Origin of the sequence: Pseudomonas sp. R3-56, from assembly GCF_051132075.1 — a bacterium.
In the GTDB taxonomy this organism is placed as follows: Bacteria; Pseudomonadota; Gammaproteobacteria; order Pseudomonadales; family Pseudomonadaceae; genus Aquipseudomonas.
Map to the genome: position 1 here is coordinate 4674192 of NZ_CP071657.1, position 26925 is coordinate 4701116.

The 26925-nt window shown below is 60.9% G+C and carries 28 protein-coding genes, 1 tRNA gene, 1 pseudogene and 1 riboswitch; of the genes and pseudogenes, 23 read left to right on the top strand and 7 right to left on the bottom strand.

Annotated elements, in window-relative coordinates; genetic code table 11:
* Positions 1-25: 25 nt before the first annotated feature.
* From J3P96_RS21240 to J3P96_RS21250, 3 genes are read left to right on the top strand one after another with little or no spacing between them, the layout of a single operon-like run.
* The gene (locus J3P96_RS21240; RefSeq protein WP_305496223.1) at positions 26-487 is read left to right on the top strand and encodes a tripartite tricarboxylate transporter TctB family protein; all 462 of its coding nucleotides are present in this window, start codon (positions 26-28) and stop codon (positions 485-487) included.
* 1 nt (position 488) lies between these two features.
* On the top strand, positions 489-2003 hold the full coding sequence (locus tag J3P96_RS21245; RefSeq protein ID WP_434603045.1) for a tripartite tricarboxylate transporter permease: 1515 nt from the start codon (positions 489-491) through the stop codon (positions 2001-2003).
* Positions 1996-3039, top strand: a complete 1044-nt coding sequence (locus J3P96_RS21250; protein WP_434653364.1) for an AbrB family transcriptional regulator — start codon at positions 1996-1998, stop codon at positions 3037-3039. The genes J3P96_RS21245 and J3P96_RS21250 overlap by 8 nt, the downstream gene beginning before the upstream one ends.
* 110 nt (positions 3040-3149) lie before the next feature.
* Here the strand turns inward: J3P96_RS21250 and ung are convergent, their stop codons facing one another.
* A complete protein-coding gene (gene ung / locus J3P96_RS21255; protein WP_434653366.1) occupies positions 3150-3842 on the bottom strand; it encodes a uracil-DNA glycosylase in 693 nt (230 codons plus the stop codon).
* A gap of 131 nt (positions 3843-3973) precedes the next feature.
* Between ung and J3P96_RS21260 the strand changes: the two genes are divergently transcribed.
* Positions 3974-5086, top strand: coding sequence for an enoyl-CoA hydratase/isomerase family protein (locus J3P96_RS21260; RefSeq protein WP_434653368.1), 1113 nt, complete (start codon positions 3974-3976; stop codon positions 5084-5086).
* A 118-nt stretch (positions 5087-5204) separates the two neighbouring features.
* Here J3P96_RS21260 and J3P96_RS21265 read toward each other — a convergent pair whose 3' ends face one another.
* On the bottom strand, positions 5205-5624 hold the full coding sequence (locus tag J3P96_RS21265; protein ID WP_305496228.1) for a hypothetical protein: 420 nt from the start codon (positions 5622-5624) through the stop codon (positions 5205-5207).
* 306 nt (positions 5625-5930) lie between these two features.
* Positions 5931-6032, top strand: a riboswitch (guanidine-I (ykkC/yxkD leader).
* A 60-nt stretch (positions 6033-6092) separates the two neighbouring features.
* Between J3P96_RS21265 and J3P96_RS21270 the strand changes: the two genes are divergently transcribed.
* From J3P96_RS21270 to J3P96_RS21325, 12 genes and pseudogenes are all read left to right on the top strand, one after another.
* Complete coding sequence (locus tag J3P96_RS21270) at positions 6093-7160, top strand: putative urea ABC transporter substrate-binding protein (protein ID WP_434653370.1); 1068 nt, start codon at positions 6093-6095, stop codon at positions 7158-7160.
* 15 nt (positions 7161-7175) lie between these two features.
* Positions 7176-7991, top strand: a complete 816-nt coding sequence (locus tag J3P96_RS21275; protein ID WP_053186390.1) for an ABC transporter permease — start codon at positions 7176-7178, stop codon at positions 7989-7991.
* Positions 7988-8776: an ABC transporter ATP-binding protein gene (locus J3P96_RS21280; protein ID WP_434625452.1), complete on the top strand. Its 789-nt coding sequence runs from the start codon at positions 7988-7990 to the stop codon at positions 8774-8776. The genes J3P96_RS21275 and J3P96_RS21280 overlap by 4 nt, the downstream gene beginning before the upstream one ends.
* A 13-nt stretch (positions 8777-8789) precedes the next feature.
* Positions 8790-9515, top strand: coding sequence for an urea amidolyase associated protein UAAP1 (locus tag J3P96_RS21285; protein ID WP_434625454.1), 726 nt, complete (start codon positions 8790-8792; stop codon positions 9513-9515).
* Between the two features lie 11 nt (positions 9516-9526).
* On the top strand, positions 9527-10168 hold the full coding sequence (locus J3P96_RS21290; protein WP_434625456.1) for an urea amidolyase associated protein UAAP2: 642 nt from the start codon (positions 9527-9529) through the stop codon (positions 10166-10168).
* Positions 10169-10458: 290 nt separating this feature from the next.
* Positions 10459-14139, top strand: a complete 3681-nt coding sequence (gene uca / locus J3P96_RS21295) for an urea carboxylase (RefSeq protein ID WP_434653372.1) — start codon at positions 10459-10461, stop codon at positions 14137-14139.
* Between the two features lie 22 nt (positions 14140-14161).
* Entirely contained in the window at positions 14162-15940 is a 1779-nt protein-coding gene (gene atzF, locus J3P96_RS21300) for an allophanate hydrolase (RefSeq protein WP_434653374.1), read from the top strand.
* Positions 15941-16221: 281 nt separating this feature from the next.
* A pseudogene (locus J3P96_RS21305) lies at positions 16222-16839 on the top strand (GGDEF domain-containing protein); the annotation flags it as partial.
* Complete coding sequence (locus J3P96_RS21310) at positions 16832-17050, top strand: cysteine-rich CWC family protein (protein ID WP_434653376.1); 219 nt, start codon at positions 16832-16834, stop codon at positions 17048-17050. The pseudogene J3P96_RS21305 and the gene J3P96_RS21310, both read left to right, overlap by 8 nt.
* Before the next feature lie 35 nt (positions 17051-17085).
* On the top strand, positions 17086-17778 hold the full coding sequence (locus J3P96_RS21315) for a pseudouridine synthase (protein ID WP_434653378.1): 693 nt from the start codon (positions 17086-17088) through the stop codon (positions 17776-17778).
* A gap of 309 nt (positions 17779-18087) precedes the next feature.
* Complete coding sequence (locus J3P96_RS21320; RefSeq protein WP_434653380.1) at positions 18088-18972, top strand: alpha/beta fold hydrolase; 885 nt, start codon at positions 18088-18090, stop codon at positions 18970-18972.
* 149 nt (positions 18973-19121) lie between these two features.
* A tRNA-Gly gene (locus J3P96_RS21325) sits at positions 19122-19195 on the top strand.
* A gap of 280 nt (positions 19196-19475) precedes the next feature.
* On the opposite strand, the gene J3P96_RS21330 is transcribed toward J3P96_RS21325, so the two are convergent.
* On the bottom strand, positions 19476-20423 hold the full coding sequence (locus J3P96_RS21330) for a hypothetical protein (protein WP_434653382.1): 948 nt from the start codon (positions 20421-20423) through the stop codon (positions 19476-19478).
* A gap of 726 nt (positions 20424-21149) precedes the next feature.
* Between J3P96_RS21330 and J3P96_RS21335 the strand changes: the two genes are divergently transcribed.
* A complete protein-coding gene (locus J3P96_RS21335) occupies positions 21150-21449 on the top strand; it encodes a DUF3077 domain-containing protein (RefSeq protein ID WP_434653384.1) in 300 nt (99 codons plus the stop codon).
* Between the two features lie 91 nt (positions 21450-21540).
* Here J3P96_RS21335 and J3P96_RS21340 read toward each other — a convergent pair whose 3' ends face one another.
* Positions 21541-22017, bottom strand: a complete 477-nt coding sequence (locus J3P96_RS21340) for an Lrp/AsnC family transcriptional regulator (RefSeq protein WP_434653386.1) — start codon at positions 22015-22017, stop codon at positions 21541-21543.
* A 145-nt stretch (positions 22018-22162) separates the two neighbouring features.
* Here J3P96_RS21340 and J3P96_RS21345 point away from each other — a divergent pair, with 145 nt between their 5' ends.
* From J3P96_RS21345 to J3P96_RS21365, 5 genes are all read left to right on the top strand, one after another.
* Positions 22163-22792, top strand: coding sequence for a LysE family translocator (locus J3P96_RS21345; RefSeq protein WP_434653388.1), 630 nt, complete (start codon positions 22163-22165; stop codon positions 22790-22792).
* 123 nt (positions 22793-22915) lie between these two features.
* A complete protein-coding gene (locus J3P96_RS21350; RefSeq protein ID WP_024616086.1) occupies positions 22916-23218 on the top strand; it encodes a type II toxin-antitoxin system HigB family toxin in 303 nt (100 codons plus the stop codon).
* Positions 23218-23577 carry a helix-turn-helix domain-containing protein gene (locus tag J3P96_RS21355; RefSeq protein WP_434658287.1) on the top strand — a complete coding sequence of 120 codons (360 nt, stop codon included), beginning with the start codon at positions 23218-23220 and terminating at the stop codon, positions 23575-23577. The genes J3P96_RS21350 and J3P96_RS21355 overlap by 1 nt, the downstream gene beginning before the upstream one ends.
* Before the next feature lie 324 nt (positions 23578-23901).
* Positions 23902-24117, top strand: a complete 216-nt coding sequence (locus J3P96_RS21360) for a type II toxin-antitoxin system HicA family toxin (protein WP_434569512.1) — start codon at positions 23902-23904, stop codon at positions 24115-24117.
* Positions 24118-24528, top strand: coding sequence for a type II toxin-antitoxin system HicB family antitoxin (locus J3P96_RS21365; RefSeq protein WP_434569513.1), 411 nt, complete (start codon positions 24118-24120; stop codon positions 24526-24528). It abuts the gene before it with no gap.
* Positions 24529-24615: 87 nt separating this feature from the next.
* Here J3P96_RS21365 and J3P96_RS21370 read toward each other — a convergent pair whose 3' ends face one another.
* A complete protein-coding gene (locus J3P96_RS21370; protein WP_434569514.1) occupies positions 24616-24762 on the bottom strand; it encodes a hypothetical protein in 147 nt (48 codons plus the stop codon).
* 176 nt (positions 24763-24938) lie between these two features.
* Between J3P96_RS21370 and J3P96_RS21375 the strand changes: the two genes are divergently transcribed.
* On the top strand, positions 24939-25343 hold the full coding sequence (locus tag J3P96_RS21375; protein ID WP_434569515.1) for a low affinity iron permease family protein: 405 nt from the start codon (positions 24939-24941) through the stop codon (positions 25341-25343).
* Between the two features lie 51 nt (positions 25344-25394).
* Here the strand turns inward: J3P96_RS21375 and J3P96_RS21380 are convergent, their stop codons facing one another.
* Both J3P96_RS21380 and J3P96_RS21385 read right to left on the bottom strand, forming a co-directional pair.
* Entirely contained in the window at positions 25395-26303 is a 909-nt protein-coding gene (locus J3P96_RS21380; RefSeq protein WP_434653391.1) for an SDR family oxidoreductase, read from the bottom strand.
* A gap of 78 nt (positions 26304-26381) precedes the next feature.
* A complete protein-coding gene (locus J3P96_RS21385; RefSeq protein WP_434653393.1) occupies positions 26382-26885 on the bottom strand; it encodes a DUF4142 domain-containing protein in 504 nt (167 codons plus the stop codon).
* Positions 26886-26925: the final 40 nt, after the last annotated feature.

A 26925-nucleotide genomic window follows, 5' to 3' on the forward strand; every position in this document is an offset into this window, starting at 1 on the left:
AGTCGGCGCCGCCCAGGAGTTAGTCATGCTCGTCATCCAACGTATTATTGCCGCGGTGCTGCTGCTGGCCTGCATCGGCCTGGCACTGATGGCCTGGCCCTATCAGGCAGCCTTTTCCTATGAACCGGTTGGCCCGCGTGCCTTTCCCCTGCTGATACTCGGGCTGATGGGGCTGGCGCTGCTGTACATGCTGTTTCGTCCCACGCCTGTCGTACACAGCGAAGACGATCCGCACCTGGACCGTGAAACCCTGCAGAAGATCGGTATCTGCGTGGCGCTCCTGCTGGTATTCGCCGGGACCTTCGAGCCCTTGGGATTCATCCTCGCCAGCATTCTGATCGGCGTGCCGATGGCACGTCTGTACGGCGGCCGCTGGGTGCCGAGCGTGGTGATCATCAGCCTCATGGCCATTGGTCTTTATCTGTTGTTCGACAAGCTGATGGACGTGCCGCTGCCCCTGGGCCTGCTCGGCGTCCTGGAGAATTGATATGGATACCCTGAATTATCTCGGCCAGGGTTTTGGCGTTGCGCTGACGCCGTACAACCTCGTCACCGCGTTGAGCGGCACGCTGATTGGCACCGTGGTCGGCCTGCTGCCGGGCCTGGGGCCGATCAACGGCGTGGCGCTGCTGATCCCGATTGCCTTTGCCCTGGGCCTGCCGCCGGAATCGGCGCTGATCCTGCTGGCGGCGGTGTACCTGGGCTGCGAGTACGGCGGACGTATCAGCTCGATCCTGCTTAACATCCCCGGTGAAGCCTCCACCGTGATGACCACCCTGGACGGCTACCCGATGGCCCGCCAAGGCCTGGCCGGGGTGGCGTTGTCGCTGTCGGCGTGGAGTTCGTTCATCGGCGCGTTCATTGCCACCTGCGGCATGGTGTTGTTTGCGCCACTGCTGGCCAAATGGGCGATCGCCTTCGGACCGGCGGAATATTTCGTCCTGATGGTGTTTGCCATTGTCTGCCTCGGCGGCATGGCCGGTGACCGGCCGCTCAAGACCTTCATCGCTGCGCTGATCGGGCTGTTCCTGTCTTGCGTCGGCATCGATGCGAACAGCGGCGTGTACCGTTTTACGGGTGACAACATTCATTTGACCGATGGCATCCAGTTCGTCGTGCTGGTGCTGGGCCTGTTCTCCATCAGCGAGATTCTGTTGCTGCTGGAAAAAACCCATCGCGGCCAGGAAGCGGTGAAAGCCACCGGGCGGATGATGTTCAACTTCAAGGAAGCGGCCTCGGTGTTCTGGGTGAACATCCGCTGCGGCGTGCTCGGTTTCATCATGGGCGTATTGCCTGGCGCGGGCGCGACACTGGCCAGTGCCGTGGCCTACATGACCGAAAAACGCATGGCTGGAGCCAGTGGGACGTTCGGCCAGGGCGACAAGCGTGGCCTCGCGGCGCCGGAAACCGCCATCGGCGGCGCGGCCTGCGGCGCGCTGGTGCCGATGCTGACCCTCGGCGTCCCAGGTTCAGGCACCACGGCGGTAATGATCGGCGCGCTGTCGCTCTATAACATCACACCCGGCCCGCTGCTGTTCCAGCAACAGCCGGACATCGTCTGGGGCCTGATCGCTTCGTTGTTCGTCGCCAACGTCATGCTGGTGATCCTCAACATCCCGATGATTCGTATCTTCACCCGCATCCTGGCCGTGCCGAACTGGGCGCTGGTACCGGTCATCGCGATCATCACCGGGATCGGCGTTTACGCCGTGCACGCGACCACATTCGACCTGTTCCTGATGATCGGCATCGGCATCTTCGGTTACATCCTGCGCAAGCTGGATTTCCCGCTGTCGCCCGTGCTGCTGGGCTTCATCCTTGGCGGTCTGATGGAGCAGAACCTGCGTCGTGCATTGTCGATTTCCAACGGCGCGTTGGAAATCCTCTGGTCCAGCCCGATCACCTTCGGCTGCTGGGTCCTGACGGCAATCATGTTGTTCCTGCCGCTGCTGCGCATCTGGCGTCGTCGCAGTGCCCAGCGTCGTGCCCTGGCCAATGTCTGAGGCGACAACTTTCAGACAATGGTGGGGAACACCGCTGGTCGGTCTGGCCGGCGGTTATCTGGCCAGCCTGATCGGCTGGCCCTTGCCCTGGATGGTCGGCTCGCTGTTGGCGATCATCCTGGTGCGCTGTCTCACTCCCTGGCAACTGATGGAAATCCCCGGCGGCCGCAAATGCGGCCAATGGGTGGTGGGCATCGGTATCGGCCTGCACTTCACGCCGGTAGTGATGGAACAGGTCCTCAGCCACTTCGGCCTGATCTTCTTCGGCGCGCTGATCACCAGCGTGTCCAGCATCGTGAGTGTCTGGCTGATGCGCCGCACCGGCGAAGACCGCGCCACGGCCTTTTTCTCCAGCATGCCGGGCGGTTCCGGCGAGATGGTCAACCTCGGCGCCCGCAATGGCGCGATGCTCAGCCATGTTGCCGCGGGCCAGAGCCTGCGCGTGTTGGTGGTGGTGTTGTGCGTGCCGGCTGCCTTCAAATATCTGCTCGGTGACGGCACGCCGGTGCAACACGCCACGGCGGTGGACTGGTTGTGGCTGGCGGTTCTGTTTCCGGCGGGTGCCCTGCTCGCCTGGATCTGGGAGCGCTTGCGCCAACCCAATCCATGGCTGTTCGGGCCCTTGTTGGTCAGCGCGGCGGTGAGCATCGGCTGGGACCTGCACATCGGCCTGCCCGACGGCGGCAGCCAGATCGGCCAATGGCTGATCGGCAGCGGCCTGGGCTGTCATTTCAACCGGCAGTTCTTCCGCCGCGCACCGTCGTTCATGGGTCGTACCTTGATTGGCACGGTGCTGACCATGCTGATCGCCACGCTTGCGGCCCTGGGCCTGAGCACCTGGACCCACCTGGACTTGCGCTCGCTGACCCTGGGCATGATGCCCGGCGGCATCGCCGAAATGAGCCTGACGGCGGAGACCCTGCAACTGTCGGTGCCGTTGGTGACGGCGCTGCAGGTGATGCGGTTGCTGTTCGTGCTGTTTCTGGCGGAGCCGTTGTTCAGGTATTGGGTTCGCAGGCCGGATCCGGACTTGTAGACCGGGGTTGCCCTCTTCGCGAGCAGGCTCGCTCCCACATGGGATTTGTGTTTGTCCTCAAACCCCTGTGGGAGCGAGCCTGCTCGCGAAGGGGCCCTTATTGCCGACCACTAAACCGACGGCAACCGCCAATCGATCGGCTGCTCGCCATGCTGCTGGAGAAACTTGTTGGTCCGGCTGAAATGCCCGCAGCCGATAAAGCCCCGATGGGCTGACAGCGGTGACGGGTGGACCGAGGTCAACACCAGATGCTTGGTCGCATCGATCAGCTTCTGCTTGCTCTGGGCATGAGCGCCCCACAGCAGGAACACCAGGTGCGGCTGGTGTTCGCTGACCACTTCGATGACCTTGTCGGTAAAGTGCTGCCAGCCTTTTTTAGCGTGGGCATTGGCATTGGCGCGCTCCACGGTCAAGGTCGTGTTGAGCAACAACACACCCTGGTCGGCCCAGCTCTGCAGATAGCCATGGTTGGGGATATCGATGTTCAGGTCGCGCTTCAATTCCTTGTAGATGTTCACCAGCGACGGCGGCGTCGGCACGCCCGGCTGCACCGAAAAGCACAAGCCATGGGCCTGGCCAGGGCCGTGGTACGGGTCCTGGCCGAGGATCACCACCTTGACCTTGTCCAGCGGCGTGGAATTGAGTGCATTAAAAATCAGCGGGGCCGGCGGATAGATTTCCTTGCCGGCGGCGTATTCACTGCGCAGGAACTCGCGCAACTCCGCCATGTACGGCTGGTCGAACTCGGCACGCAGTGCCTGCTTCCAGCTGGGTTCGAGTTTGATACGGTCGTCAGCGGTCATGGTTGCACCCGGTAGAAACAATGGGCGCACCCTAGGAAAGCCTACAGGGCTTGTCAATTGATCTGACGTCAATCCGGCACTTTCCCCCACAGCAGTCATACTGATCATTCAATTTTCCGATCGAGGTCACGATGAATCTGCACTTCGAAGAACTGACCGGCATCAACGGGGCGCGCCTGGGCGTCGCCACCCTGGATGCCGAAAAATCCTTGAACGCCCTTTCCCTGCCGATGATCAACGCCCTGCGCGATCGCCTCGACGCCTGGGCCCGGGAATCGCAGATTGTCTGTGTGCTGTTGCGCGGCAATGGTGCCAAGGCCTTCTGCGCCGGTGGCGAGGTGCGCAGCCTGGTCGAAGCGTGTCGCGCCCACCCCGGCGAAGTGCCGCCGCTGGCTGCGCAGTTTTTCGCTGCCGAATACCGGTTGGACTTCAACCTGCACACGTATCCGAAACCGTTGATCTGCTGGGGGCATGGCTATGTACTGGGCGGCGGCATGGGCCTGCTGCAAGGCGCCAGCACGCGAATTGTCACGCCGAGCAGCCGCCTGGCGATGCCAGAAATCAGCATCGGCTTGTATCCGGACGTCGGCGCCAGTTGGTTCCTGTCGCGCCTGCCGGGCAAGCTTGGCCTGTTCCTCGGCCTTACCGGCGCCCACATGAACGCCAGGGATGCCATCGATCTGGGTCTGGCCGATCGCTTTCTGCTCGATGAGCAGCAGGATGACCTGATCGAAGGCTTGTTGCAGCTTAACTGGCAAGAACAGACCGAGATGCAGCTCAACAGCCTGCTCAAGGCTCTACAGCAAGAAGCACTGCCGCAACAACCCGAAGCCCAATGGTTGCCGCGTCGGCAGCAAATCGATGAGTGGCTGGATGTCAGCGACGTGCGCTGCGCCTGGAAAGCCCTCAGCCTGCTGGTGGATCATCCGGACCCATTGATCGCCCGGGCAGCCAGGACCATGACCGAAGGCTCGCCGCTGACGGCGCACCTGGTCTGGGAGCAGATCAGCCGCGCCCGCCCTTTGTCATTGGCCGGGGTGTTCCGCATGGAATACACCTTGAGCCTCAACTGCTGTCGCCATCCGGAATTCAGCGAAGGCGTGCGGGCGCGGTTGATCGACAAGGACCACAAGCCGCGCTGGCATTGGCCGGATATCAATCATGTGCCGCAAGCGGCGGTCGAGGCGCATTTCCATAAGGTATGGGAGGGGCGGCATCCGTTGGCGGATTTGTCCAGCGAATAACGGACCTGCTTTTGGTGGGCATACCTTTGGTGGAACCCGCTCCCACAGGGTTTAGAGGGTTAGCTTTACAGGCACAAAAAAAGCGGCGCTCAATGCGCCGCTTTTTGCTGCCGATCCGTCAGCGATGACCGCCCCGTCCGTCATGACCACGTCCATCATGGCCACGTCCCCGATGATCATGCCCACGGTCACGTCCGCCCCGGCCGCGACGGTCGTCATTCCAGCCGCCCCGGTCCCGGCCGTCCCAACCGCCCCGATGCGGATAGGGGCGATACGCCGCTCGCGGTGGCGAGTAATAGCGTGGGCCATGCTGGTAGTAGCGTGGAGCAGAGTAATAACGCGGCGCCGGCTGGTAGTACCGTGGTGGTGCGTAATAGCCACGCGGTGCCGAGTAGTAACTTCCACCGCCGCTGTAATAGACCGGCGCCGGTGAGGTGTAGACCTCGGAACGGTAGTAGCTGGAGCCTCCGTCGGAGTAAGGCACGCAGGCCGAAAGAGTCAAACCGAGAAACGCAATGAGCAGCAGTCGTCGATACATGGCGGCCTCCTGGACCGCGGATGGGCCACATCAGCGACGCTGACGGGCGGCAGTCATCTATTGGGTGACTGACGATTAATCTGACAGCGAAATCGGAATCTGGTGCGACGTTGCAATAACTCGAAACATGTAGCCTTTTGCTTCATTGCGGTGCGCCACGGCACCACAACAACGCATGAATCCGCTTGAGGTACGCGCCTTCCTGGCATGCGGTCGCTCTGGACCGGGGCTTGCGCGTACTTGGCACGGCTCTCGCTTTAACGAACCTTGTGCAGGAGTCATCACAGGTTCGCGGCACCACAATTTGCAATGGCTGACTAGGGTTCCGGCTCGCCTCTGGCGAGTGGCTGGTCCGAGAGTTGGCGACCTCCAGTTGAGGTTACACGGCGGGACAAAAGCCCGGGAGACAAGCCACCGTTCGCGGTGCCGCGTTGCTCCTGTCCGCCCTTGATCAACTGGAGAACCACCATGCTCAAGCTTCGTCTGTCCTCACTGCTCCTCGCCGCGCTTGCGGCCTTCGCGAGCATCCCATCCCACGCCGCGCCCAAGGACCATTTCAGCGTCTGCTGGACCATCTATGCCGGCTGGATGCCCTGGGAATACGCCGGCAGCCAGGGCATCGTCGACAAATGGGCGAAGAAATACGGCATCACTATCGATGTCGTGCAGCTCAACGATTACGTCGAATCCATCAACCAGTACACCGCCGGTCAGTTCGATGGCTGCACCATGACCAACATGGATGCCCTGACCATTCCCGCCGCCGGCGGCGTGGACAGCACCGCACTGATCGTCAGTGACTTCTCCAACGGCAACGACGGCATCGTCCTCAAGGGCGAGGGCAAGAAAGTCGCCGACCTCAAGGGCATGGACGTCAATCTGGTGGAATTGTCGGTGTCCCACTACCTCTTGGCTCGGGCCCTGGATTCGGTCGGCCTCGCCGAGAAAGACCTGAAAGTCGTCAACACCTCCGACGCCGATATTTCTGCCGCCTTCAACACCGACGAGGTCAAGGCCGTCACGACATGGAACCCGATGCTCTCGGACATCAAGGCCCAGCCGGGTGTCAGCGAAGTATTCAACTCCAGCCAGATCCCAGGCGAAATCATGGACATGATGGTGGTCAACACTCAGACCCTCAAAGACAACCCGGCACTGGGCAAGGCACTGACCGGCGCCTGGTTCGAAGTGGTGGCGCTGATGAACGCCAGGAACGCAGCCGCCAATGCCGCGCTGGAACACATGGCCAAGGCGTCGGGTACTGATCTCAAAGGTTTCCAGGCGCAACTGGACACTACCAAGCTGTTCGCCACCCCCAAGGAAGCCCTCGCCTTCGCCACCAGCGAGCAACTGCCCGCCACCCTGCGCAAGGTCGCCGAGTTCTCGTTCCGCCACGGTCTGCTGGGGGAAGGCGCCAAGGATGCCGACGCTGTGGGCATGGCGTTCGCCAATGGCGTGACCCTGGGCGACAAAACCAACCTCAAGCTGCGCTTCGACCCCACCTACGTGCAACTGGCCGCCGACGCCAAGTTGTAGGACCGGAGGACTGGCATGCGCCTGATCAACCGCTACCCCGATCGCCCCAGCCGCTTGTTGCTGGTGATCCTGCCATTTGCGCTGGTGCTGTTTGCCTACTTCATGGGCTCGGCGGAACGGCTGACAGACAACCCCAACGACAAGCTGCTGCCCAGCGCTGTGCAGATGGTCGATGCAGTCAAACGCCTGGCCTTTACCGCCGACGCTCGCAGCGGCGATTACCTGCTCTGGCAGGACACCGCTTCGAGTCTGCGCCGGTTGGCGATCGGCCTGGGCATCAGCGCCCTGGCCGGGCTGTGCCTGGGCATCGCCGCCGGCACGCTGCCGCTGTTCGGCGCGCCGTTGTCGCCGCTGCTCACCGTGGTGTCGATGGTGCCGCCATTGGCGATCCTGCCGATCCTGTTCATCGTCTTCGGCCTGGGGGAGTTGTCCAAGGTGATGCTGATCGTCATCGGCATCACCCCGTGCCTGGCTCGCGACCTGGAGCAGCGTGCCCGGGAAATTCCGCCTGAGCTATTGATCAAGGCCCAGACGCTGGGTGCCTCGACCTGGACCCTGATGTTGCGCGTGGTGCTGCCGCAATTGCTGCCGCGCCTGTTGATTTCCCTGCGGCTGATGCTGGGTTCAGCCTGGCTGTTCCTGATCGCTGCCGAAGCCATCGCTTCCACCGATGGGCTGGGCTATCGGATTTTCCTCGTGCGTCGTTACCTGGCGATGGATGTGATCCTGCCCTACGTGGTGTGGATCACCCTGCTCGCCTGGCTGATGGACTGGGGCCTCAAGCGCCTGACCCGCCGAGCATTTCCCTGGTACGAGGGGGCGAAGGCATGAGCTTCATTACCGTGAACAACGTCTGGCAGCAGTATGCCGATCAAGTGGTGCTCGAGCGCTTGAACCTGAGCGTTGCCGAGGGTGAGTTCTGCACCCTGGTGGGTGCCTCGGGTTGCGGCAAGTCGACTTTCCTGCGGCTGCTGCTGGGCCAGGAACGCGCCAGCCGCGGCCAGATCCTGCTGGACGGCGAGCCTTTGGCGGGCGAGCCGGATGCCAGCCGTGGAGTGGTGTTCCAGCGTTACTCGGTATTCCCGCACCTGACGGTACTGGACAACGTCGCCCTCGGCCTGGAATTGCCGCGCTCGCCGCTGCTGGGGCGTCTGTTCGGCGGCGCCAAACGCCAGGCCCGCGAAGACGCCGCACAACTGCTGGACAAAGTCGGCCTCGGCCACGCGCTGGACAAATACCCTGCGCAGCTCTCCGGCGGCATGCAGCAACGGCTGGCCATCGCCCAGGCGCTGATCATGAAGCCGCGGGTGTTGTTGCTCGACGAACCCTTCGGCGCCCTCGACCCCGGCATTCGCAAAGACATGCATGCCCTGCTGCTGGAACTCTGGCGGGAAACCCGGCTGACCGTGTTCATGGTGACCCATGACCTGTCCGAAGGTTTCAGCCTTGGCACCCGCCTGCTGGTGTTCGACAAGGTTCGTGTCGATCCCCATGCCCCCGGCGCCTATGGCGCACGCATCACCTACGACATCCCACTGAACAGCGACCGCCGCACCGCCCGTGCCGCCGTCGACGCCCTGCCTGCCGAACTGGCCGGCACGTTGCGTATCGCTTGAAAGGAGAAATTCGATGACCGATTCGATCCAGCTGTTTCCCCCCTTCGCCGAAGAATTGCTGCCCGGTGGCGGCCATCGCTCGTTCGTCCTCAAGCGAGGCCAGTTGCTGCGCCTGACCGATGTGCGTGGCGGTGCCAACGTGAGCCTTACCTTGCTCAATGCCAACGAAAAAACCGAGCGCCTGAACCTGCCGGACAGTCTGAAATGCCAACACACCGCCAAGCTCACCGCCGGTCATTGCCTGTACTCGGACATGGGCCGGGTATTGGCGGCAATCACTGCGGATACCTGTGGCTGGAGCGATAGTTTTGGCGGCGTGCTCTGCGCCGAGGAAGTCGCTGAAAAGTATGGTCAGGGCCGTTACCAGGAACTGCGCAACGGCTTCTTCCGCAACGGCACCGACAACCTGTTGGTAGAACTGGGCAAATGGGGGTTGGGTCTGTCCGACCTGCTGATGACCCTCAACCTGTTCAGCCGGGTCGATGTCGACGAGGCCGGCCACTTCCACTTCGTGGAGGGCAACTCCAAGGCCGGTGACTACATCGAGCTGTACGCACCGATGGACACCCTGGTGGTGCTGACCGCGCTGCAACATCCGATGGACCCGAACCCGCTATACGCGCCGCAGCCGCTCAAACTCAGCTGGATGAACGCCAACCCCAGCGTCGCCGAACACTGCCGCCAATCGCGCCCGGAAAACCAGCGCGGCTTCATCAACACCGACCGCCTGTTCGCCTGAGGATCGTCGCCATGTCACTCGCCATCGCCACTGCACACAAGCAACCCGAGACCGCCGTCTACCGTTCCACGATTCCCGCCGGCGAACCCTGGCTGACCGAGGTCAAGGCCGGCCAGACCCTGCGCATCCTCGACCTGGAAGGCAACCAGGCGGTCGATACGTTGTTCTACAGCCTGGCCAACCCCAAGGAACGCTACGACGTGCAACGCACACTGCGCCGGCAGAACAGCGTCTACCTGAGCACCGGCAGCGTGCTGTATTCCAACCTTGGCCGCCCGATGCTGACCATCGTCGAGGACACCTGCGGGCGCCACGACACCCTCGGCGGCGCCTGCGCGCAGGAAAGCAACACCGTGCGCTACGCCCTGGAAAAACGCTACATGCACAGCTGCCGCGACAATTACCTGCGGGCCTGCGCCCACGACGGTCGACTGGGCAAGGGTGACATCGGACCGAACATCAATTTCTTCATGAACGTGCCGGTGACCGCCGACGGCGGCCTGACTTTCGAAGACGGGATCTCGGCGCCGGGCAAATACGTCGACCTGCGGGCCGAGATCGATGTGATCGTGTTGATCTCCAACTGCCCGCAACTGAACAACCCGTGCAACGCCTACAACCCTACCCCTGCGGAGCTGCTGATATGGAACTGAAACTCATGCGCCTGCGCCACTGGCTATTCGCGCTGTGCCAGAGCCGGTCGGGGCAGTGCATCAAATAACGCCTTGGTCTCCTGTGGGAGCGAGCCTGCTCGCGAAGGCGTCGGATCAGTCAGCCTTCATGCGGTTGATGTACCGTTTTCGCGAGCAGGCTCGCTCCCACACAGAGGTTGTGTGGTGTTCGAAGGTATCCGCCCACGGGGACGACCCCGTCGGCCATCGAAAACTGCGGGACGGCCCGCATCCCGATTCAGGCTGACATTGCGGCCTGAGGGGTAAATGCCATGTTCGAAAAAATCCTGATTGCCAACCGTGGCGCCATCGCCTGCCGCATCCTGCGGACCCTGCGCGAGCTGGACGTCAAAGGCGTCGCGGTTTACTCCCAGGCCGACGCAGCCAGCCTGCACATCCTTCAGGCCGACGAAGCCCACTGCCTGGGCGAAGGCGCGGCGGCGGGCACCTACCTGGCGGTGGACAAGCTCCTGGCGATCGCCCGGGACAGCGGCGCGACCGCGATCCATCCCGGCTACGGTTTTCTCTCGGAAAACGCCGCTTTCGCACAAGCTTGCGAGGCCGCCAACATTGCCTTCATCGGCCCGACACCGGAGCAGTTGCGAGTGTTCGGACTCAAGCACACCGCACGCGCCCTGGCTCGCCAGCACGGCGTGCCCCTGCTCGAAGGCACGGAGCTGCTTGACAGCCTGGATGCCGCGCTACTGGCCGGCGCGCAGGTCGGCTACCCGGTCATGCTGAAAAGCACGGCGGGCGGCGGCGGAATCGGCATGCGCGTATGCCGCAGCGCCGCTGAATTGAGCGAGTCCTTCGAAGCGGTCAAACGCCTCGGGCAGAACAATTTCAGCGACGCCGGCGTGTTCATCGAGAAGTACATCGAACGGGCGCGGCACCTTGAGGTTCAAGTGTTCGGCGACGGCCAGGGCCAGGTGATCGCCTTGGGCGTGCGCGACTGCTCGGTGCAGCGGCGCAACCAGAAAGTCATCGAAGAAACCCCGGCGCCCAACCTGCCCGAGGGCATGGCCGACGCGCTTTGCGCGGCCGCGATCAAGCTGGCCCAGGCGGTCGACTACCGCAGCGCCGGCACCGTGGAGTTTGTCTATGACAGTGACGCCGGGCGCTTCTATTTCCTGGAAGTGAACACGCGCCTGCAAGTGGAGCATGGCGTCACCGAGCAGGTATGGGGCGTGGACCTGGTGCGCTGGATGGTGCAATTGGCCGCCGGAGAACTGCCGTCACTGAGCGAGCTGAGCCAAGGGCTGAAAGCCGAGGGCCACGCGATCCAGGCGCGCCTGTATGCCGAGGACCCAGGCCGGGATTTCCAGCCGAGCCCGGGGCTGCTGACTGCGGTGGAATTTGCGCAGGCCAACGGCAAGGAACTGCGCATCGACACCTGGGTCGAGGCCGGTTGCCAGATCCCGCCCTACTTCGATCCGATGATCGCCAAAGTCATTCGCTGGGCGCCGACCCGCGAGCAGGCACGCCTGGGCCTGCATCAAGCGCTGGACGAAAGCCTGCTCTATGGCGTGGAAACCAACCGTGTCTACCTGCAACAGATCCTGCTCGACGCGCCCTTCGCCGATGGCCAGCCCTGGACCCGCTGCCTGGAGACCCTGGCCTACCGCGCCAACACCGTCGAAGTGCTCAGCCCCGGCACTCAGACCAGCGTTCAGGATTACCCCGGTCGCCTCGGTTATTGGGCGGTGGGCGTGCCGCCGTCGGGACCGATGGACAGCCGTTCGTTGCGCCTGGGCAATCGCCTGCTGGGCAACGAGGAAGGTGCGGCGGCCTTGGAAATCACCATGAGCGGGCCGCTGCTGCGCTTCAACTGCGCTGCGCGAGTGGCGGTGACCGGCGCAGAAATCGCCCTGACGCTGGACGGCGAAACGGTGCCGATGGACACCCCGCTGTCGATCGGTGCAGGGTCCACCCTCGCCATCGGCACGATTACTGGCGCCGGGGCGCGGAGTTATCTGTGTGTGCATGGCGGCTTGCAGGTACCGGATTACCTGGGCAGCAAAAGTACCTTCACCCTCGGCCAGTTCGGCGGCCACGGCGGGCGAGCACTGTGCACCGGCGACGTGCTGCACCTGGCTGCGTTGGATCAGCACGTCGTGATGCCGTCGATCGAAGAGCCGCCCCTGGTGTTGCCAGCCGTGCGGCAGATCCGTGTGATCTACGGTCCCCACGGCGCGCCGGAATATTTCACCGAGCGCTACATCCAGACGTTCTTCGACACCGCCTGGGAAGTGCATTTCAACTCCAGCCGAACCGGCGTGCGGCTGATCGGGCCGAAGCCGGAATGGGTACGTGCCGACGGCGGCGAAGCGGGCCTGCACCCGTCCAATATCCATGACAACCCGTACGCCATCGGCGCGGTGGACTTCACCGGTGACATGCCGGTCATCCTCGGCCCCGACGGCCCGAGCCTGGGGGGCTTCGTCTGCCCCGTGACGGTGATCGAGGCGGACCTGTGGCAATTGGGGCAACTCAAGGCGGGGGACAAGGTGCGGTTTGTGCCGGTGGACCTGAAGACTGCCCGCGCATTGGCAATGGATTTCCCCCGTGGCGAGGGAGCTTGCTCCCGCTCGAGTGCGCAGCGCTCGCCAGACAATATTCCTGGCGCTGAAAATTTGGGGCCGCTGCGCGACCCAGCGCGAGCAAGCTCGCTCGCCACAGGTTTGGGAATTACACAGACATTGATGTCGCCCGTGGTTTTGGACATCGGCCAGGACGACACCCGCCTGGTCGCGCGGCTGTCCGGCGACACCCATCTGCTGCTTGAAATCGGCGCTCCCGAACTGGACCTGGTGCTGCGTTTTCGCGCACACGCCTTGATGCAGGCCCTGGAGCAAAAACACCTGCAAGGGGTGATCGACCTCACGCCGGGCATTCGCTCGCTGCAAGTGCATTACCAGCCCGAACAATTACCCTTGGCCGATCTGCTGGCCATCGTCGCCGGCGAGTGGGACGCCGTCTGCGCCGCGCAAGACTTGCAGGTGCCGTCGCGCATCGTCCATCTGCCGCTGTCCTGGGACGATCCGGCCTGCCAGCTGGCGATCGAAAAGTACATGACCACCGTGCGCAAGGACGCGCCCTGGTGCCCGAGCAACCTGGAGTTCATCCGGCGCATCAACGACCTGCCCAACCTCGACGAAGTACAACGCACGGTGTTCGATGCCAGCTATCTGGTGATGGGCCTCGGCGATGTCTACCTCGGCGCGCCGGTCGCCACGCCGCTGGATCCGCGGCACCGGCTGGTGACCACCAAATACAACCCGGCCCGCACCTGGACCGCGGAAAATTCGGTGGGCATCGGCGGCGCCTATCTGTGCGTGTACGGCATGGAAGGCCCCGGCGGCTATCAGTTCGTCGGCCGCACGTTGCAGATGTGGAATCGTTATCGGGACGTCGCCGCATTTGACGGCAAGCCCTGGCTGCTGCGCTTCTTCGACCAGATCCGCTTCTACCCGGTCAGTGCCGATGAACTGCTGCGCATCCGTCGGGATTTCCCGTTGGGCCGCTTCGACCTGGCGATCGAACACAGCCAACTCAACCTCGCTGATTACCAGCGCTTCCTGGCCCGGGAAGCGGACAGCATCGACGCGTTCCGCGAGCAGCAACAAGGCGCCTTCCGTGCCGAGCGCGAGCGCTGGATCGCCAGTGGCCAGGCGCATTTCGACAGCGAGGAACCGGCAACCGCGCCGAGCGAAGATTCAGTGCTGGACGAGGGCCAACTGAGCGTCGACAGCCACATCGCCGGCAACCTCTGGCAGGTCCAGGTGGAGGCGGGTGCGCGGGTCGCCGCGGGTGACGTGCTGGTGATTCTGGAGTCCATGAAAATGGAAATCCCGGTGCTTGCGCCCATCGCCGGCGTGGTCCGAGAAGTGCGCGTCCAGCCCGGTTCAGCGGTGCGCGCCGGGCAACGCGTGGTGGTGCTGGAACGTGACTGAACTCAATCAAAGGATTAACGCCATGAACCTCTCTCTGCGCCTGGACAACCTGCGCGACGCCTACCGCAAGGGTGAAACCACACCGCGTCAGCTGCTGTTGGCCCTGCGGGAAAAAGCCGCTGCGCTCAACCCGGACTATCACCTGTTCATCCACCTGCTCTCGCCCGAGGAACTCGAACCTTACCTTTCGGCACTGGAAAACCGCGACCTGGAAAGCCTGCCGTTGTATGGCGTGCCATTCGCGATCAAAGACAACATCGACCTGGCTGGCATTCCCACCACCGCCGCCTGCCCGGCGTTTGCCTACGTGCCGCAACGTTCGGCGAGCATCGTCGAGCAATTGCTGGCGCTGGGTGCGGTTCCTGTTGGCAAGACCAACCTCGACCAGTTCGCCACTGGCCTCAACGGTACCCGCACGCCCTACGGGGCTTGCCGCAACAGCGTGCTGGCCGACTACCCGGCGGGCGGCTCCAGCGCCGGCTCGCCGCTGGCGGTGGCCCTGGGCGTGGCCAGCTTTGCCCTGGGCACCGACACCGCCGGTTCCGGCCGCGTGCCTGCGGCGCTGAACAACCTGGTGGGGTTAAAAGCCACCAAGGGCCTGCTCTCCACCGCAGGCGTGGTGCCAGCCTGCCGTACGCTGGACTGCGTGACCACATTCACCGCGACGGCGCGCGAAGCCAGCCAGCTGTTGGCATTGACTGCGCGTCTCGACCCGCGCGACGAATACAGCCGCCCCAACCCGCAATGGAACGACGGCGCGGCGTTCGGCGCACCACGACGTTTTCGCTTCGGCGTGCCCCGCCGGCAAGACCTGGAGTTTTTCGACTGCGACGAAGGCCCACGGCTGTTCGCCGATGCCATCGAGCGCCTCGAACACCTGGGCGGCGAAGCTGTCGAGTTGGACTTGTCACCCTTCCTCGAAGCGGCACGCCTGCTCTATGAGGGGCCGTGGGTTGCCGAGCGCTACAGCGTGGCCGGGGAACTGATGGAGCGCGAACCCGACGCGGTACTGCCGGTGATCCGCGCCGTGCTGGCGCAAGCGCCGACGGTGACCGGTGTGGAAACCTTCCGTGCCCAGTACCGTTTGCAGGCGCTCAAGGCCCAATGCGATCGCGCGATGGAAGCGCTCGATTGCGTCCTCACCCCGACCATCGGGCGCCCGGTGACGCTCGCCGAACTCGCCGCCGAACCGCTCCTGCGCAATTCACAACTGGGTTACTACACCAACTTCATGAACCTGCTGGACTACGCCGCCGTGGCCGTTCCCAGCGCATTCATGGCCAACGGCTTGCCTTGGGGCGTGACGCTGTTCGGCCGCGCCTTCACCGATCAGTACCTGCTGAGCGTGGCCGACGCCTTGCAGCGTCAGCGAGCGCCTGATCTGCCAGTGCCTGCCAACCCGGCGCGCCATGATCGGGCACGGTTGGTCGTGTGCGGCGCGCACCTGGATGGGCTGGCGTTGAACTGGCAGCTCAAGCAACGTGGCGCCCGCCTGATCGAGGCCACCCGAAGCTCAGCGGATTATCGCCTCTATGCCTTGGCCGGCGGCCCGCCGCTACGCCCTGGCATGCTTCGGGTCGGCGAGGGAGGCGTGGCGATCGAAGTGGAAGTCTGGGAACTGCCAAGCAGCGAGTTGGGTTCGTTCCTCACCGGTATCCCGGCACCGCTGGGGCTGGGTAAGGTGCAACTGGCCGACGGACGCTGGGAAAGCGGCTTTATTTGCGAGCCGTATGGTCTGGACGGCGCGCAGGACATCAGTCATCTGGGCGGTTGGCGGGCTTATCTGAGTACCCGTCAGTAAACAGCACCTTGTGGCGAGGGGATTTATCCCCGCTGGGCGGCGCGACGTTTCGCTAAATCCCCTCGCCACGATCTTGCAAAGCTGTAAATCCGAATGTTTTTTCTTACAGGGCCACTAAACTGATTCCATCGGGTCACTCCAAGGGAATCGCCATGTCGCTTCGTTCGCCGTTGTATTCCCAGCGCTCGCCGGTGCTCATCCTGGCCATTTTGCTCGGCGCCGGCTTCCTGCTGACCTCGCTGCTAGGTTACTACGCCGCCAACACATCGCTGCGGGACAACGTGCTCAAGACGCTGTATTTCAATCTGCTGATCGGCCTGCTGGTGACAGTGGCCGCGCTCGTGGTGCTGCATCGGCTGATGGTCAGCTATCAGCGACGGATCGACGCCCAAGCGATTCTTGACGGCCTGACCGAGCTGCCCAATCGGCGGGGCTTCGACCTGCTGGCGGTGCAGGCCCTGCACGAAGCCCAACGCGAGCCCAGGCCACTGGGGGCGCTGTTGCTGGAGGTGGATGACTTCAAGCGACTGGACGCCAACCACGGCCACATCGCCAGTGATCAGTTGCTGACGGGTTTCGCTCGTGACCTGACCGATACACTGCGCCATTCAGAAATTGTCTGCCGCTGGAGCGCCGATGCCTTCGTCCTGCTGCTCAAGGACACCGATGGACAGAACGCTCTGAAAATCGCCGAGAAAATTCGCCAGCGCATCGAGCAACAGCGCTACTTTTGCAGCGGCAAGCAATTGCGGATCACCATCAGCATCGGCCTGACCACCTTGCAGGATAAAGACACCTTGCACAGCCTGCTGTCCCGGGCCGATCATGCGCTGCAACGCGCCCGACAGACCGGAAGCAACCGAACCTGCGTGGAAATGCCTCATTCCAGTTATGAATAAACCCGACCTCTGCCCGGCCTGCGGCGCCACCAACGACTGCACCCTGGCCAATCCGAAAACCATTGATCGTGCCTGCTGGTGTTACGGCGTGAGCATCGACCCGGCGGTGCTGGAAAATTTGCCGGCCGAGCTGCGCAACCAATCCTGCCTGTGCCCGCGATGCGCCCGGGTCGATGACCAGCTGCGCGCCAAGCACCAACCGATCGCGTAAGATGCCCGCCCCCAGCTCCCCTGCCCGAACTGCCCATGCGCGTTGACCGTTTCCTCAGTAACCTGCCGCGTTTCAACCGCCAACAGGTCCGCCTGCTGCTGGTGGAACGGCGCGTGCGGATCGACGGCCAGACCGTCATCGATCCACAGGCACATGTGCGTGAATTCAGCCGCGTCGAAGTCGACGGCGAAGTTTTGCAAGCGGGCCGACCAGCGCGCTACTTCATGCTGCACAAGCCGCCCGGCTGCGTGAGTGCCACCCGCGATCCACAGCACCGCACCGTCCTCGATCTGCTGGACGAACCGGACAAGGACGACTTGCACATCGCCGGTCGCCTGGACTTCAACACCACCGGGTTGATGCTGATCACCAACGACGGCAGTTGGTCCCGGCGCCTGACCCAGCCGCAGACCAAACTGCCGAAGGTCTACTACGTCGAGACCGAGCAAACCATTACCGCCGAGTACGCCCTCACGTTTGCCCAAGGCCTGTACTTCGCCTTCGAAGACCTCACCACCCAACCGGCGCAATTGACCCGACTGGGGCCGACATCCGCGCGCTTGAGCATCGTTGAAGGCCGTTATCATCAGGTCAAGCGCATGTTTGGTCACTTCAACAACAAGGTGCTGCGCCTGCACCGTGAGAGCATGGGCCCGCTGCTGCTGGACGCTCATCTCGCGCCGGGCCAATACCGCGCCTTGAGCTCAGAAGAAGTTGGCCTGATCTGAGCCAGACGACCGCTGGGCAGAAGTGTCGGACAATTTTCAAAGAGCACTTGCGCAACGGCCTCCCCCCTGCTTGAATCAAACCGTCGGCCGAAATGTGACCGACGAGTCACCCCATACCTCTAAGAAACTTTTTGCCGGCTGGAACCCTCAGGTTCCGCCTCGTTCGCCGGCAAATTGCCCGCCATAACAACACCCGTCGACCGGCTTGCGTGGATCGACATGGGCCTTATCTTCCAGGCGTATGCCTACCTGTCACATTGCCCGTGCAATCTCATTGCGCGCATACCCGCTTGCCAGGAGTCTTATGACATGAGGCCAGAAATCGCTGTGCTGGATATACAGGGTCAGTATCGGGTTTACACGGAGTTCTATCGCGCAGACGCCGCGCAAAAGACCATCATCCTGGTCAACGGCTCGATGGCCACCACCGCGTCGTTTGCACAGACCACCAAAAACCTCTACCCGCAATTCAATGTCGTGCTGTACGACCAGCCCTACGCGGGCAAGTCCAAGGCTCACAACCGCCACGAGAAAATGCTGACGAAGGAAGTCGAAGGCCAGATCCTGCTGGAGCTGATCGACCACTTCGCCGCCGATCACGTGTTGTCGTTTTCCTGGGGCGGAGCCGCCACCCTGACCGCCTTGGCCCAGCGCCCGCGGCGCATCGAAAAAGCCGTAATCAGTTCTTTCTCACCGGTGCTCAACGCACCGATGCGCGACTACCTGGAACGTGGCGTGGACTACCTGGGCAGCCTGGACGGCGATCGTGTCGGACACCTGGTCAACAGCACCATCGGCAAGCACCTGCCGCCGCTGTTCAAGCGCTTCAACTATCGCCACGTCAGCAACCTGGCCGAGCATGAGTACGGGCAGATGCACTTTCACATCAACGACGTGCTCCACAGCGACCAGCAGTGCTATGTCAACGCGGCGAAAAAGATCAACGTGCCGGTGCTGTTCCTGAATGGCGAATGGGACGAATACACCGCGGCCACCGACGCCAGGCTCTTCGCCAACCATGTCCAGCACAGCAGCTTCACCACGCTGCAAGCCACCGGGCACTTCCTCGACATGGAACACAAGGCCGCCTGCCGCGACAGCCGCGAGGCGTTGTTGGGTTTCCTCAAGCCAACCCACCACGCCAGCCGACCGCGCTACAGCTATGTACAGGACTACCATGCAGTGGCCATCTGAGAAAAGTCATCGCGGGCAAGCCTCCAGCAATGGCGCTTGCTCGCGAATGACCGCTCTGGTTTGAGGCTTGCGTAGACGGATGACCTCGCCGTCCGGAAAGAAAAACTTCAAATCCCAGGCCACATCTGGTACAAAGTCAGCCGCTCTGAGCGGGTGTCGTATAATGGCATTACTCCAGCTTCCCAAGCTGATAACGAGGGTTCGATTCCCTTCACCCGCTCCAATCGAATTCTGGTCCCGCGTCGTGATGGTTTTGACGGGGGATAAAAAAACCGGCTCCTGGTGGCCGGTTTTTTTTGGTCTCGGGTTTAGGGGTGGCGGTGTTGTGGAGTAAATAGAAGCAGTCCTATTTGACTGCTCTGTGAGCATTTCAGCGGGACGCGCCGGCTGGCGAAATTCCGCGATCGAAGCTTGGCAAGCCAACCCTCGGAAACAGACAAAGAAACACCGTCATCATGGCCGCATAAGCGGAATCTTTCGCAAGTCACGATCGTGGCAAAGTGTTACTCACCTTTCAAAAGGTCGTCCGTATCCAGCCAAGGCTCTAGCGACGCAGTAAGATCGTTCCAGAAAGAGTTCAGATCATCTATTGATGCCTTCCGAACCCATGCCTGATCTAAATACTCGAAAACGTCACCTTGGGGGATAGGCACCAGTGAGCCAAACGCTGCGTCATCCAGAAGAGTAGCCGAAATAAACTGGGTTACCTGGCTCACTATACCTAACGCCTCAATCACCTCATGATAATTAGCATGTACAAGAGAACTGGAGGATCGTTTCTCTGGATGTGCGAAAATCTTATCCGCCATGGTGCAAACCTTTTTCACCACATCGGAACTCAACATCGCTTTGAGTCGATCAATAATCTTTACCGAAATCGGCTGAGACCTCCCAATTTTCCGACTCCCGTCAGCGATCGAGTCGAAAATCTCATGACGCCGCTTCGAGCTAAAACCAGCATCAGGTCCTGTCGTTGATACCCAGGTAGCTTTGCCAAGGGTCTTGAGGTCACGCGCAGCCAAGCGACGGAGCTCAGCTGCCTCATGATCATATGGAAGCCCGTCATAGCATACGAACATTTCTCTTGATAAGAGATGTGTGTTGGCTTCCAGATCCAAAAGGACCCGCTTTATCGAATTTGAGTCTTTGTGATGATCCACTAGTCTACGAATACCAAGCGCCGCAATGTGAGCGTAACCATCAACAATAAGATTCCACATCGCGCCATTCACCTTCCTTTCACTTTCGATCCTTCGAGCTTCGTTTAACGAGTGAAAAACAGCTGAATTCCAGGCCAACTGGTGTATCTGCTTTGTGATCGAGTTCTCAGCGGACCCCCTAATGGCTTCCAAACACTTGCTCCGCAGTTGCCGGTAGTTAACCAGAGCTTTCTGCTGTGACTTATGGACATCGCACTGCTCAACCAAATAAAGATATTTTTCTTTTGACATCTGCCTCTCCCTAAAAAACTTGCATTTCAGCGTGTTGAACTGTCTCGCCGCTCGTCTCGATATCCTTCTTCACAATAACCATCTTCTGCAGCCATTGCGTCCAATGTAGCCCTCGTCGAAGACGCAGGCTGAAGGCTGTTGCGAGAAGCCGCGCAAACTCAACACCCGGGCCGTTAGAGGAAGGACAGACAATAATGCCGCGAGAACAAATGATTCCCGTGGCGAGGGAGCTTGCTCCCGCTTGAGTGCGAAGCGCTCACAAAAAGGGCTGCTGCTCAGCCCAGCGGGAGCAAGCTCCCTCGCCACGGGTTGCATGGTTCTGGGGATATTTGTAGGGGAAATCCGAGAATTGCGTAGGGGGTGCGCTTACTTTGATTTTCGAGGGCTTATCGCCTTGTTGCCCAAGTCTTTCGGTGGCTACTCTCTAGACGTCGCTGCAAATCAGCGATCGGGCTTGGAAACCCGTGAGTCATGAACGCATGCCTTCACAAGTGCAGAGGTAGTTTCACGCCTGTAGACTTGTTTTTTTGGCGGCTGTGCGTGGGACGCCTTCGGGCGTGCCGGTTTCCTTGACTCCCGGTTTCCAACCTGCGCATAGCTGCCACCCATTCGCTTGGAACGAAGGTGGCAGCTCCAGACGTCAAGGAGCTAGACAATGCACAGCAACTCGTTTTTCCGTCATCCCTTCACTCAACTTCACTGCCTCTCCGCTAATGGAGGCAGGCCATGAACGAAGACACCACCCTCAAAACAATCGGCTTCACCCCCTTCCACTACTCGGCTGATCGAGCGCTATTCCGTGTCAACGGTGGCGTGCCCATTCAAGTGGCGTTGGAACGGGCGTCGGATCTTTTGCATCTGGCCCACCGGCTTGCAGAAGATGCAGCGTTTGAGAAAAGCACTGACCGCTACGCCTGGGCTGCGCATTTTCTGTTGGAAATGAGCAAGGCGGTGATTGATGACGTCGTTAAGGTCATCACACCAAAACCGGCAACCGTTTCGAAAGAAAGAAGCGAGAAAAAATAGGCGTCCCAAGCCAAGGGAGCGAAGCCCAAAAAAGCCCCTGCGACTAAAAGCGTTGGGGCTTTTCATCATGAATCGGCATTGCGTTACAGCCTCACTCCTCCGCCAGATGCCCCAAGGGCAACGGCCCCGGAGCCTTCACCGTGTTGATCGCAAAATTACTGCGAATGTCACTCACCCCCGGCAGCTTCAGCAGCTTGCCCGTGACAAATCGGTCATAGGCTCGCAAGTCTGACACCACCACCTGCAGCAGGAAATCCGACTCGCCTGACACCAGGAATGCCGAGATCACTTCGGGTAGCGCGGTCACCGCCAGGCGAAATGCCTCGGCTCGTTCGTCGGTGTGCCGTTCGACCTTGATGCCGACAAAGATCGTCATACCGAGGCCCACTTCATCGCGATCCAGGATGGCTTGATAGCCGCGGATCACTCCCGCTTCCTCGAGCATCCGCACGCGGCGCAGGCATGGCGAGGGGGACAGGCCGATTTCTTCGGCCAGTTGTACATTGCTCAGTCGGCCGTCCCGTTGCAGTGCGGCGAGAATTTTGCGGTCGAAGGCATCAAGTTTCATGGTTTGGCATTTTCCAATTGAATGGCTCTATTACTTGGCAGGTTATGCCAATTCTTAGAGCTTTAGAAGCTGATTACGCAAGCACCTGCCCTACCTTTCGGCCATAGACTGGCCTCTCCAATCCATTGATTGCGGAGGGCATGCAATGACAGAGCTCTGGTTGTTTTTCATGGCGTTGACGGTGGCGTATCTGTTGCCCGGGCCGGACATGATCCTGGTGCTGCAAACCGGTGCCCGTCAGGGCAAGGCTGCGGCGCTGGCAACGGCGGTAGGCTTGGGGATCGCCCGGGCATGTCATGTCGCGCTGGCGGCAATGGGGCTATCGGTATTGTTCAAGGCAGCGCCCTGGACCTTTGATGTGGTGCGCCTGGCCGGGGCTGCGTATCTGGCGTGGATCGGGTTCCAGTGTTTGCGGACCACGTTGTTGCCAAGCTTTGAAGGAGCTGACGCCGATGTCGGAAAGCGACAGTGGTACCAAGCGATACAACGCGGTCTGCTGACCAACCTGCTCAATCCCAAGGCGCTGCTGTTTTGCTCAGTGTTGCTGCCGCAGTTCATCGACCCACAGGGCGGGCCGGTGCTGGGGCAATTCGCGATGCTCGGTTTGGTGCTGGTCGGCGTCGGCCTGCTGTTTGACAGCGCCTACGCACTGGTGGGCGTAGCGCTCGGACGCTGGCTTCAGCGATCGCCCTCGGCCCAACGTGTGCAGCAGTGGGTGTTTGGCAGCGTGCTGATTGGGTTTGCGGTACGGCTGACGTTTGTGCAGCAGTCGTAGACTATTGGACTGACGCACTAGCATGGGGTGCTAGGGGTTGAGCTAATCTTTACCCCTTCAGCCTAACCCAATTGCAACACAGGCCCAACCAGACTACACTCCTCCCAAAACGGGAGGAGACAGGTGCGAATTATCGCGAGAGGAACCTTGCGGGAGTTTTGGGAGAGCAACCCCGCTTATGCGGACTCCCAGACGCCATTGGTTGAATGGTATCGACACATGGAGAAAGCGACCTATCGAACACCTCAAGAGATTAAGGCTGAACTCAGAACAGCCAGTATTCTCAAAAGCGCCAGGGTCGTTTTTAATATCGGCGGCAACAAATACCGAGTAATTCTGGCAATCGACTATCAGCGCCAGCTCGGCTTTGTAAGGTTCGTCGGCACCCACGCCCAATATGACCAAATCAATGCGGAGACCGTATGATGAACATCAAACCCATTCGCAACCAGAACGATCTGAATGCGGCCTTTGCGCGAATCGAACAACTGTGGGGGGCGGAAGTCGGTTCGGCTGAAGGCGATGAGTTGGAAATTCTTGCCCTGCTAATCGAAAAATATGAGGAGGAGCATTACCCGATGCCGCCTTCCGATCCAATTGAGGCGATTAAATTCCGGATGGATCAACAAGGCTTGACCCCGCGTGATCTGGAACCATTTCTTGGTTCGAGCGGACGCGTCTCGGAAGTGCTGAACCGCAAACGCAAATTGAGCCTGGCAATGATTAAACGCCTGCACGACGGACTGCGCATTCCTTACGAAAGCCTGTTAGCGGACGTTGCTTAACATAGCGACTCCGCAGCAATAACTTCAAGTACAAGACCGGCCCAACGTGACCGGTTTTTTTCTGCCTCTTTCCCTGCAACCCATACAAAACAACACTCGAATGACGCAGCGCTGCGGGGCAAATCCCTCGCATGCAAGCGTCCGCCTCCCGCTTCACATTCAGAAATAAACCCACCCGGCTCCTCTCGCGCCCTTGTCCTGCGCCGCTTCTAGACTTCAGACGTAGATCCCACTCGATCCCGATCGTCGCTTGCGGTGGTTATAGTGTTGATCATTCCTTTTCGGCAGGTATAGTACCTACCACACACACCACACGGAGGTGTTGTGAACAGCCGATTCCTGATAAGCCAGATTGTTGCGGATGGTTGGTACCTGGTACGGATCCGAGGCAGTCACCACCATTTCAAGCACCCGACCAAACCGGGACTGGTTACGGTTCCTCATCCCAAGAAGGACCTGCTCAAGAAAACGGCCATCAGTATCTTGCAACAGGCCCTGCTCCAGACGGCCAGTTGCCCAGCTTCCCCGGAGGACGATTGAATGCTTTACCCGATTGCGATTTCCATGGGCGATGAGCACCACGCCTGGGGCGTTGAAGTGCCGGATATCCCTGGTTGTTTTTCCGCAGGCGATGATCTGGACGATGCCATGGCCATGGCGCGCGAGGCCATCGAAGGGCACTTTGAAATTCTTGCCGAAGATGGTTCGCCCATTCCGCCGGCCAACACCGTGACGCTGCACGCGGCCAATCCGAAATATGCCGGGTGCGCGTGGGCATTGGTGGACATTGATGTGACCCGATATCTGGGCAAGGCGCAGAAACTCAACATCACCCTGCCCGGCTACCTGCTGAACCGTATCGATGAATATGTGCTGCATCATCCGGAGGAAAAAAGCCGGTCAGGCTTTCTGGCGTCGGCGGCACTCAAGGTTTTGCAACAAGGACGCTGAGCAATACCTGCCGAAACACAAGAACCTGTGGGAGCGAGCCTGCTCGCTCCCACAGGTTTCTATATAGCCTTGCCTGGGCTATGTCATTTATTTGCTCTCTGACTTGGATTCCTGCATCTGCACCGAAGACTTGGTGCCGTCGGTGTTGTCCTTGGTCTCGTTATCCGAATTGTCGAAGCAGCCCTGTAGTGCGAACAGGCAGCAGGCGAGGCAGAAGGTGCGGGTGAGGTTCATGGTGTACTCCGTCGATGAAGGCTTTAAGGAGTGACCATCAGGCAGAGCAAATGGTTGCGCCAGTCTTCGTCCCGAACGATGAACGTCGACGGAGGTTCGGATTGAAATGTAAGTAGAATTTTCGCCGCTGCGTTGCTGTCACACCAGACAGGTGCATCCACTGAGGAAACACGGCAATGACGTTCGCAAAGATTGCTCAAAAACTAGCCCTGTGGGCGGGAAGTCCCAAGACCTTTCTGGGGGCCATCGTGTTGTTGGCGCTCTGGGCCGCCAGCGGACCGTTCTTCGGTTTCAACGACACCTGGCAACTGATCATCAATACCTCGACCACGATCATCACCTTCCTCATGGTTTTCCTGATCCAGAACACGCAAAACCGCGATACCGATATCCTGCATCTGAAAGTCGACGAATTGCTGCGCGCGACCAAGGACGCGCAGAACGCAATGCTCGGTCTCGAGTCGCTGGACCTCAAGCAGCTGGAAGCGTTGCGCAAGCGCTACCAGGACATGGGCAAAGACGAGGCCAAGAGCCTTGAGGGTGTAGAAGAAGAGAAAAAAGTCGACTTGAACCAGTGCTGAAAGCAGATGCGCGCGCGTTGTTGCAACGCTCGCGCATCCGAATGCCGCGCATCAGGGCAACGGATTCCCACCCGTCACGCCAAACACTTCTCCGGTGATATAACTCGACTCCTGCGACGCCAGCAGCACGTACAGCGGCGCACATTCCGCTGGCTGCCCCGGACGCTTCATCGGAACCTGGGAGCCGAATGTAGGGATCTTCTCCCTAGGCTGTCCGCCGCTGGGTTGCAGCACTGTCCAGATCGGCCCCGGAGCCACGGCATTGACCCGGATTCCTTTGCTGATGACCTGTCCGGCCAACGCCTTGGTAAACGCCACGATCGCCGCTTTGGTGGTGGCGTAATCGAGCAGCGTCGCGGACGGATCGTAGGATTGGATCGACGCGGTATTGATGATCGTCGCACCGGCCGGCATCAGCGGTACCGCGGCCTTGCAAATCCAGAACATCGCGTAGATGTTGGTTTTCATGGTGTCGTCGAATTGCGCGGTGGTGATATCGGCAATGTCCTTTTGCGCTTCCTGCTTACCGGCGACGTTGACCAGGATATCCAGGCCATCGAGCTCCTGCTGCGCCATCTTCACCATCTGGACGCAGAACGCTTCGTCCTTGAGATCTCCCGGAATCGCAATGGCCTTGCGGCCTTCAGACTTGATCAGCTCGATGACTTGCTGCGCGTCGCGTTCTTCGCTGGGCAGATAGTTGATGGCTACGTCGGCGCCTTCGCGGGCATAGGCAATGGCCGCCGCGCGACCGATCCCCGAATCGCCGCCCGTGATCAGCGCCTTGCGCCCCTCCAGGCGACCGAAGCCTTGATAGGTTTTTTCGCCGTGATCGGGCTGTGGTTCCATGTCCTGGTCAATGCCGGGGGGTGATTGCGGCTGGTCGGGGAATTCCGGACGAGGGTATTGGGTCAGTGGATTCTGCATCGCGTATTGGTTGGGTTCTCGGCGTGTAGACATCGAGGTTCTCCTTTTCGGCGGGCAAAACAAGCCGGGACGCTGGCGTCCCGGTCCTGAGGTAAAAACAGGTGCGGCAAATCAGCGACTGGCCTGCAGCGCCCTGGCCATCTCAAGATGCGTCTGCAATTTGGGCAGGGTTTCGTCGGCGAACGCCTTGATCTCCGGCACGTTGGTGGTCTGGGCCTGTTGCTGGATCTGCTCGATGGCTTCCTCAGTGGCCTTGACCTGGCTGGCGGCATATGCCGCCTCGAACGACTCGCCCTCGGCCACTTGCGGCATCAAGGTCTTGGCCTTGTCCGCGACTTCCTCCCGGGGCGCGACGGGCAACTCGAGCTTCTTGGCGATTTTCGCCAGGTGTTGGTTGGCGGTGGTGCGGTCGTTGATCACCATGATGGTGTAGTCCTTGACCTCCCTTGATTCCGCCTTCGAATGTGCGGCACGGCTGGCTTCGATATCAGCCATGCCTTTGGCGGATGCATCGTTGATGAATTCGGCAGGTGACTGGGCCCAGGCACTGCTGGCACCCAGGCCCATCAGCACGACAACACTGGTGGTGCGTAAAAAGGTGGCCATCCGGCTCATGGTCACGCCCTCCTCTGATAGAAAATTGCGCCGGGGTTTC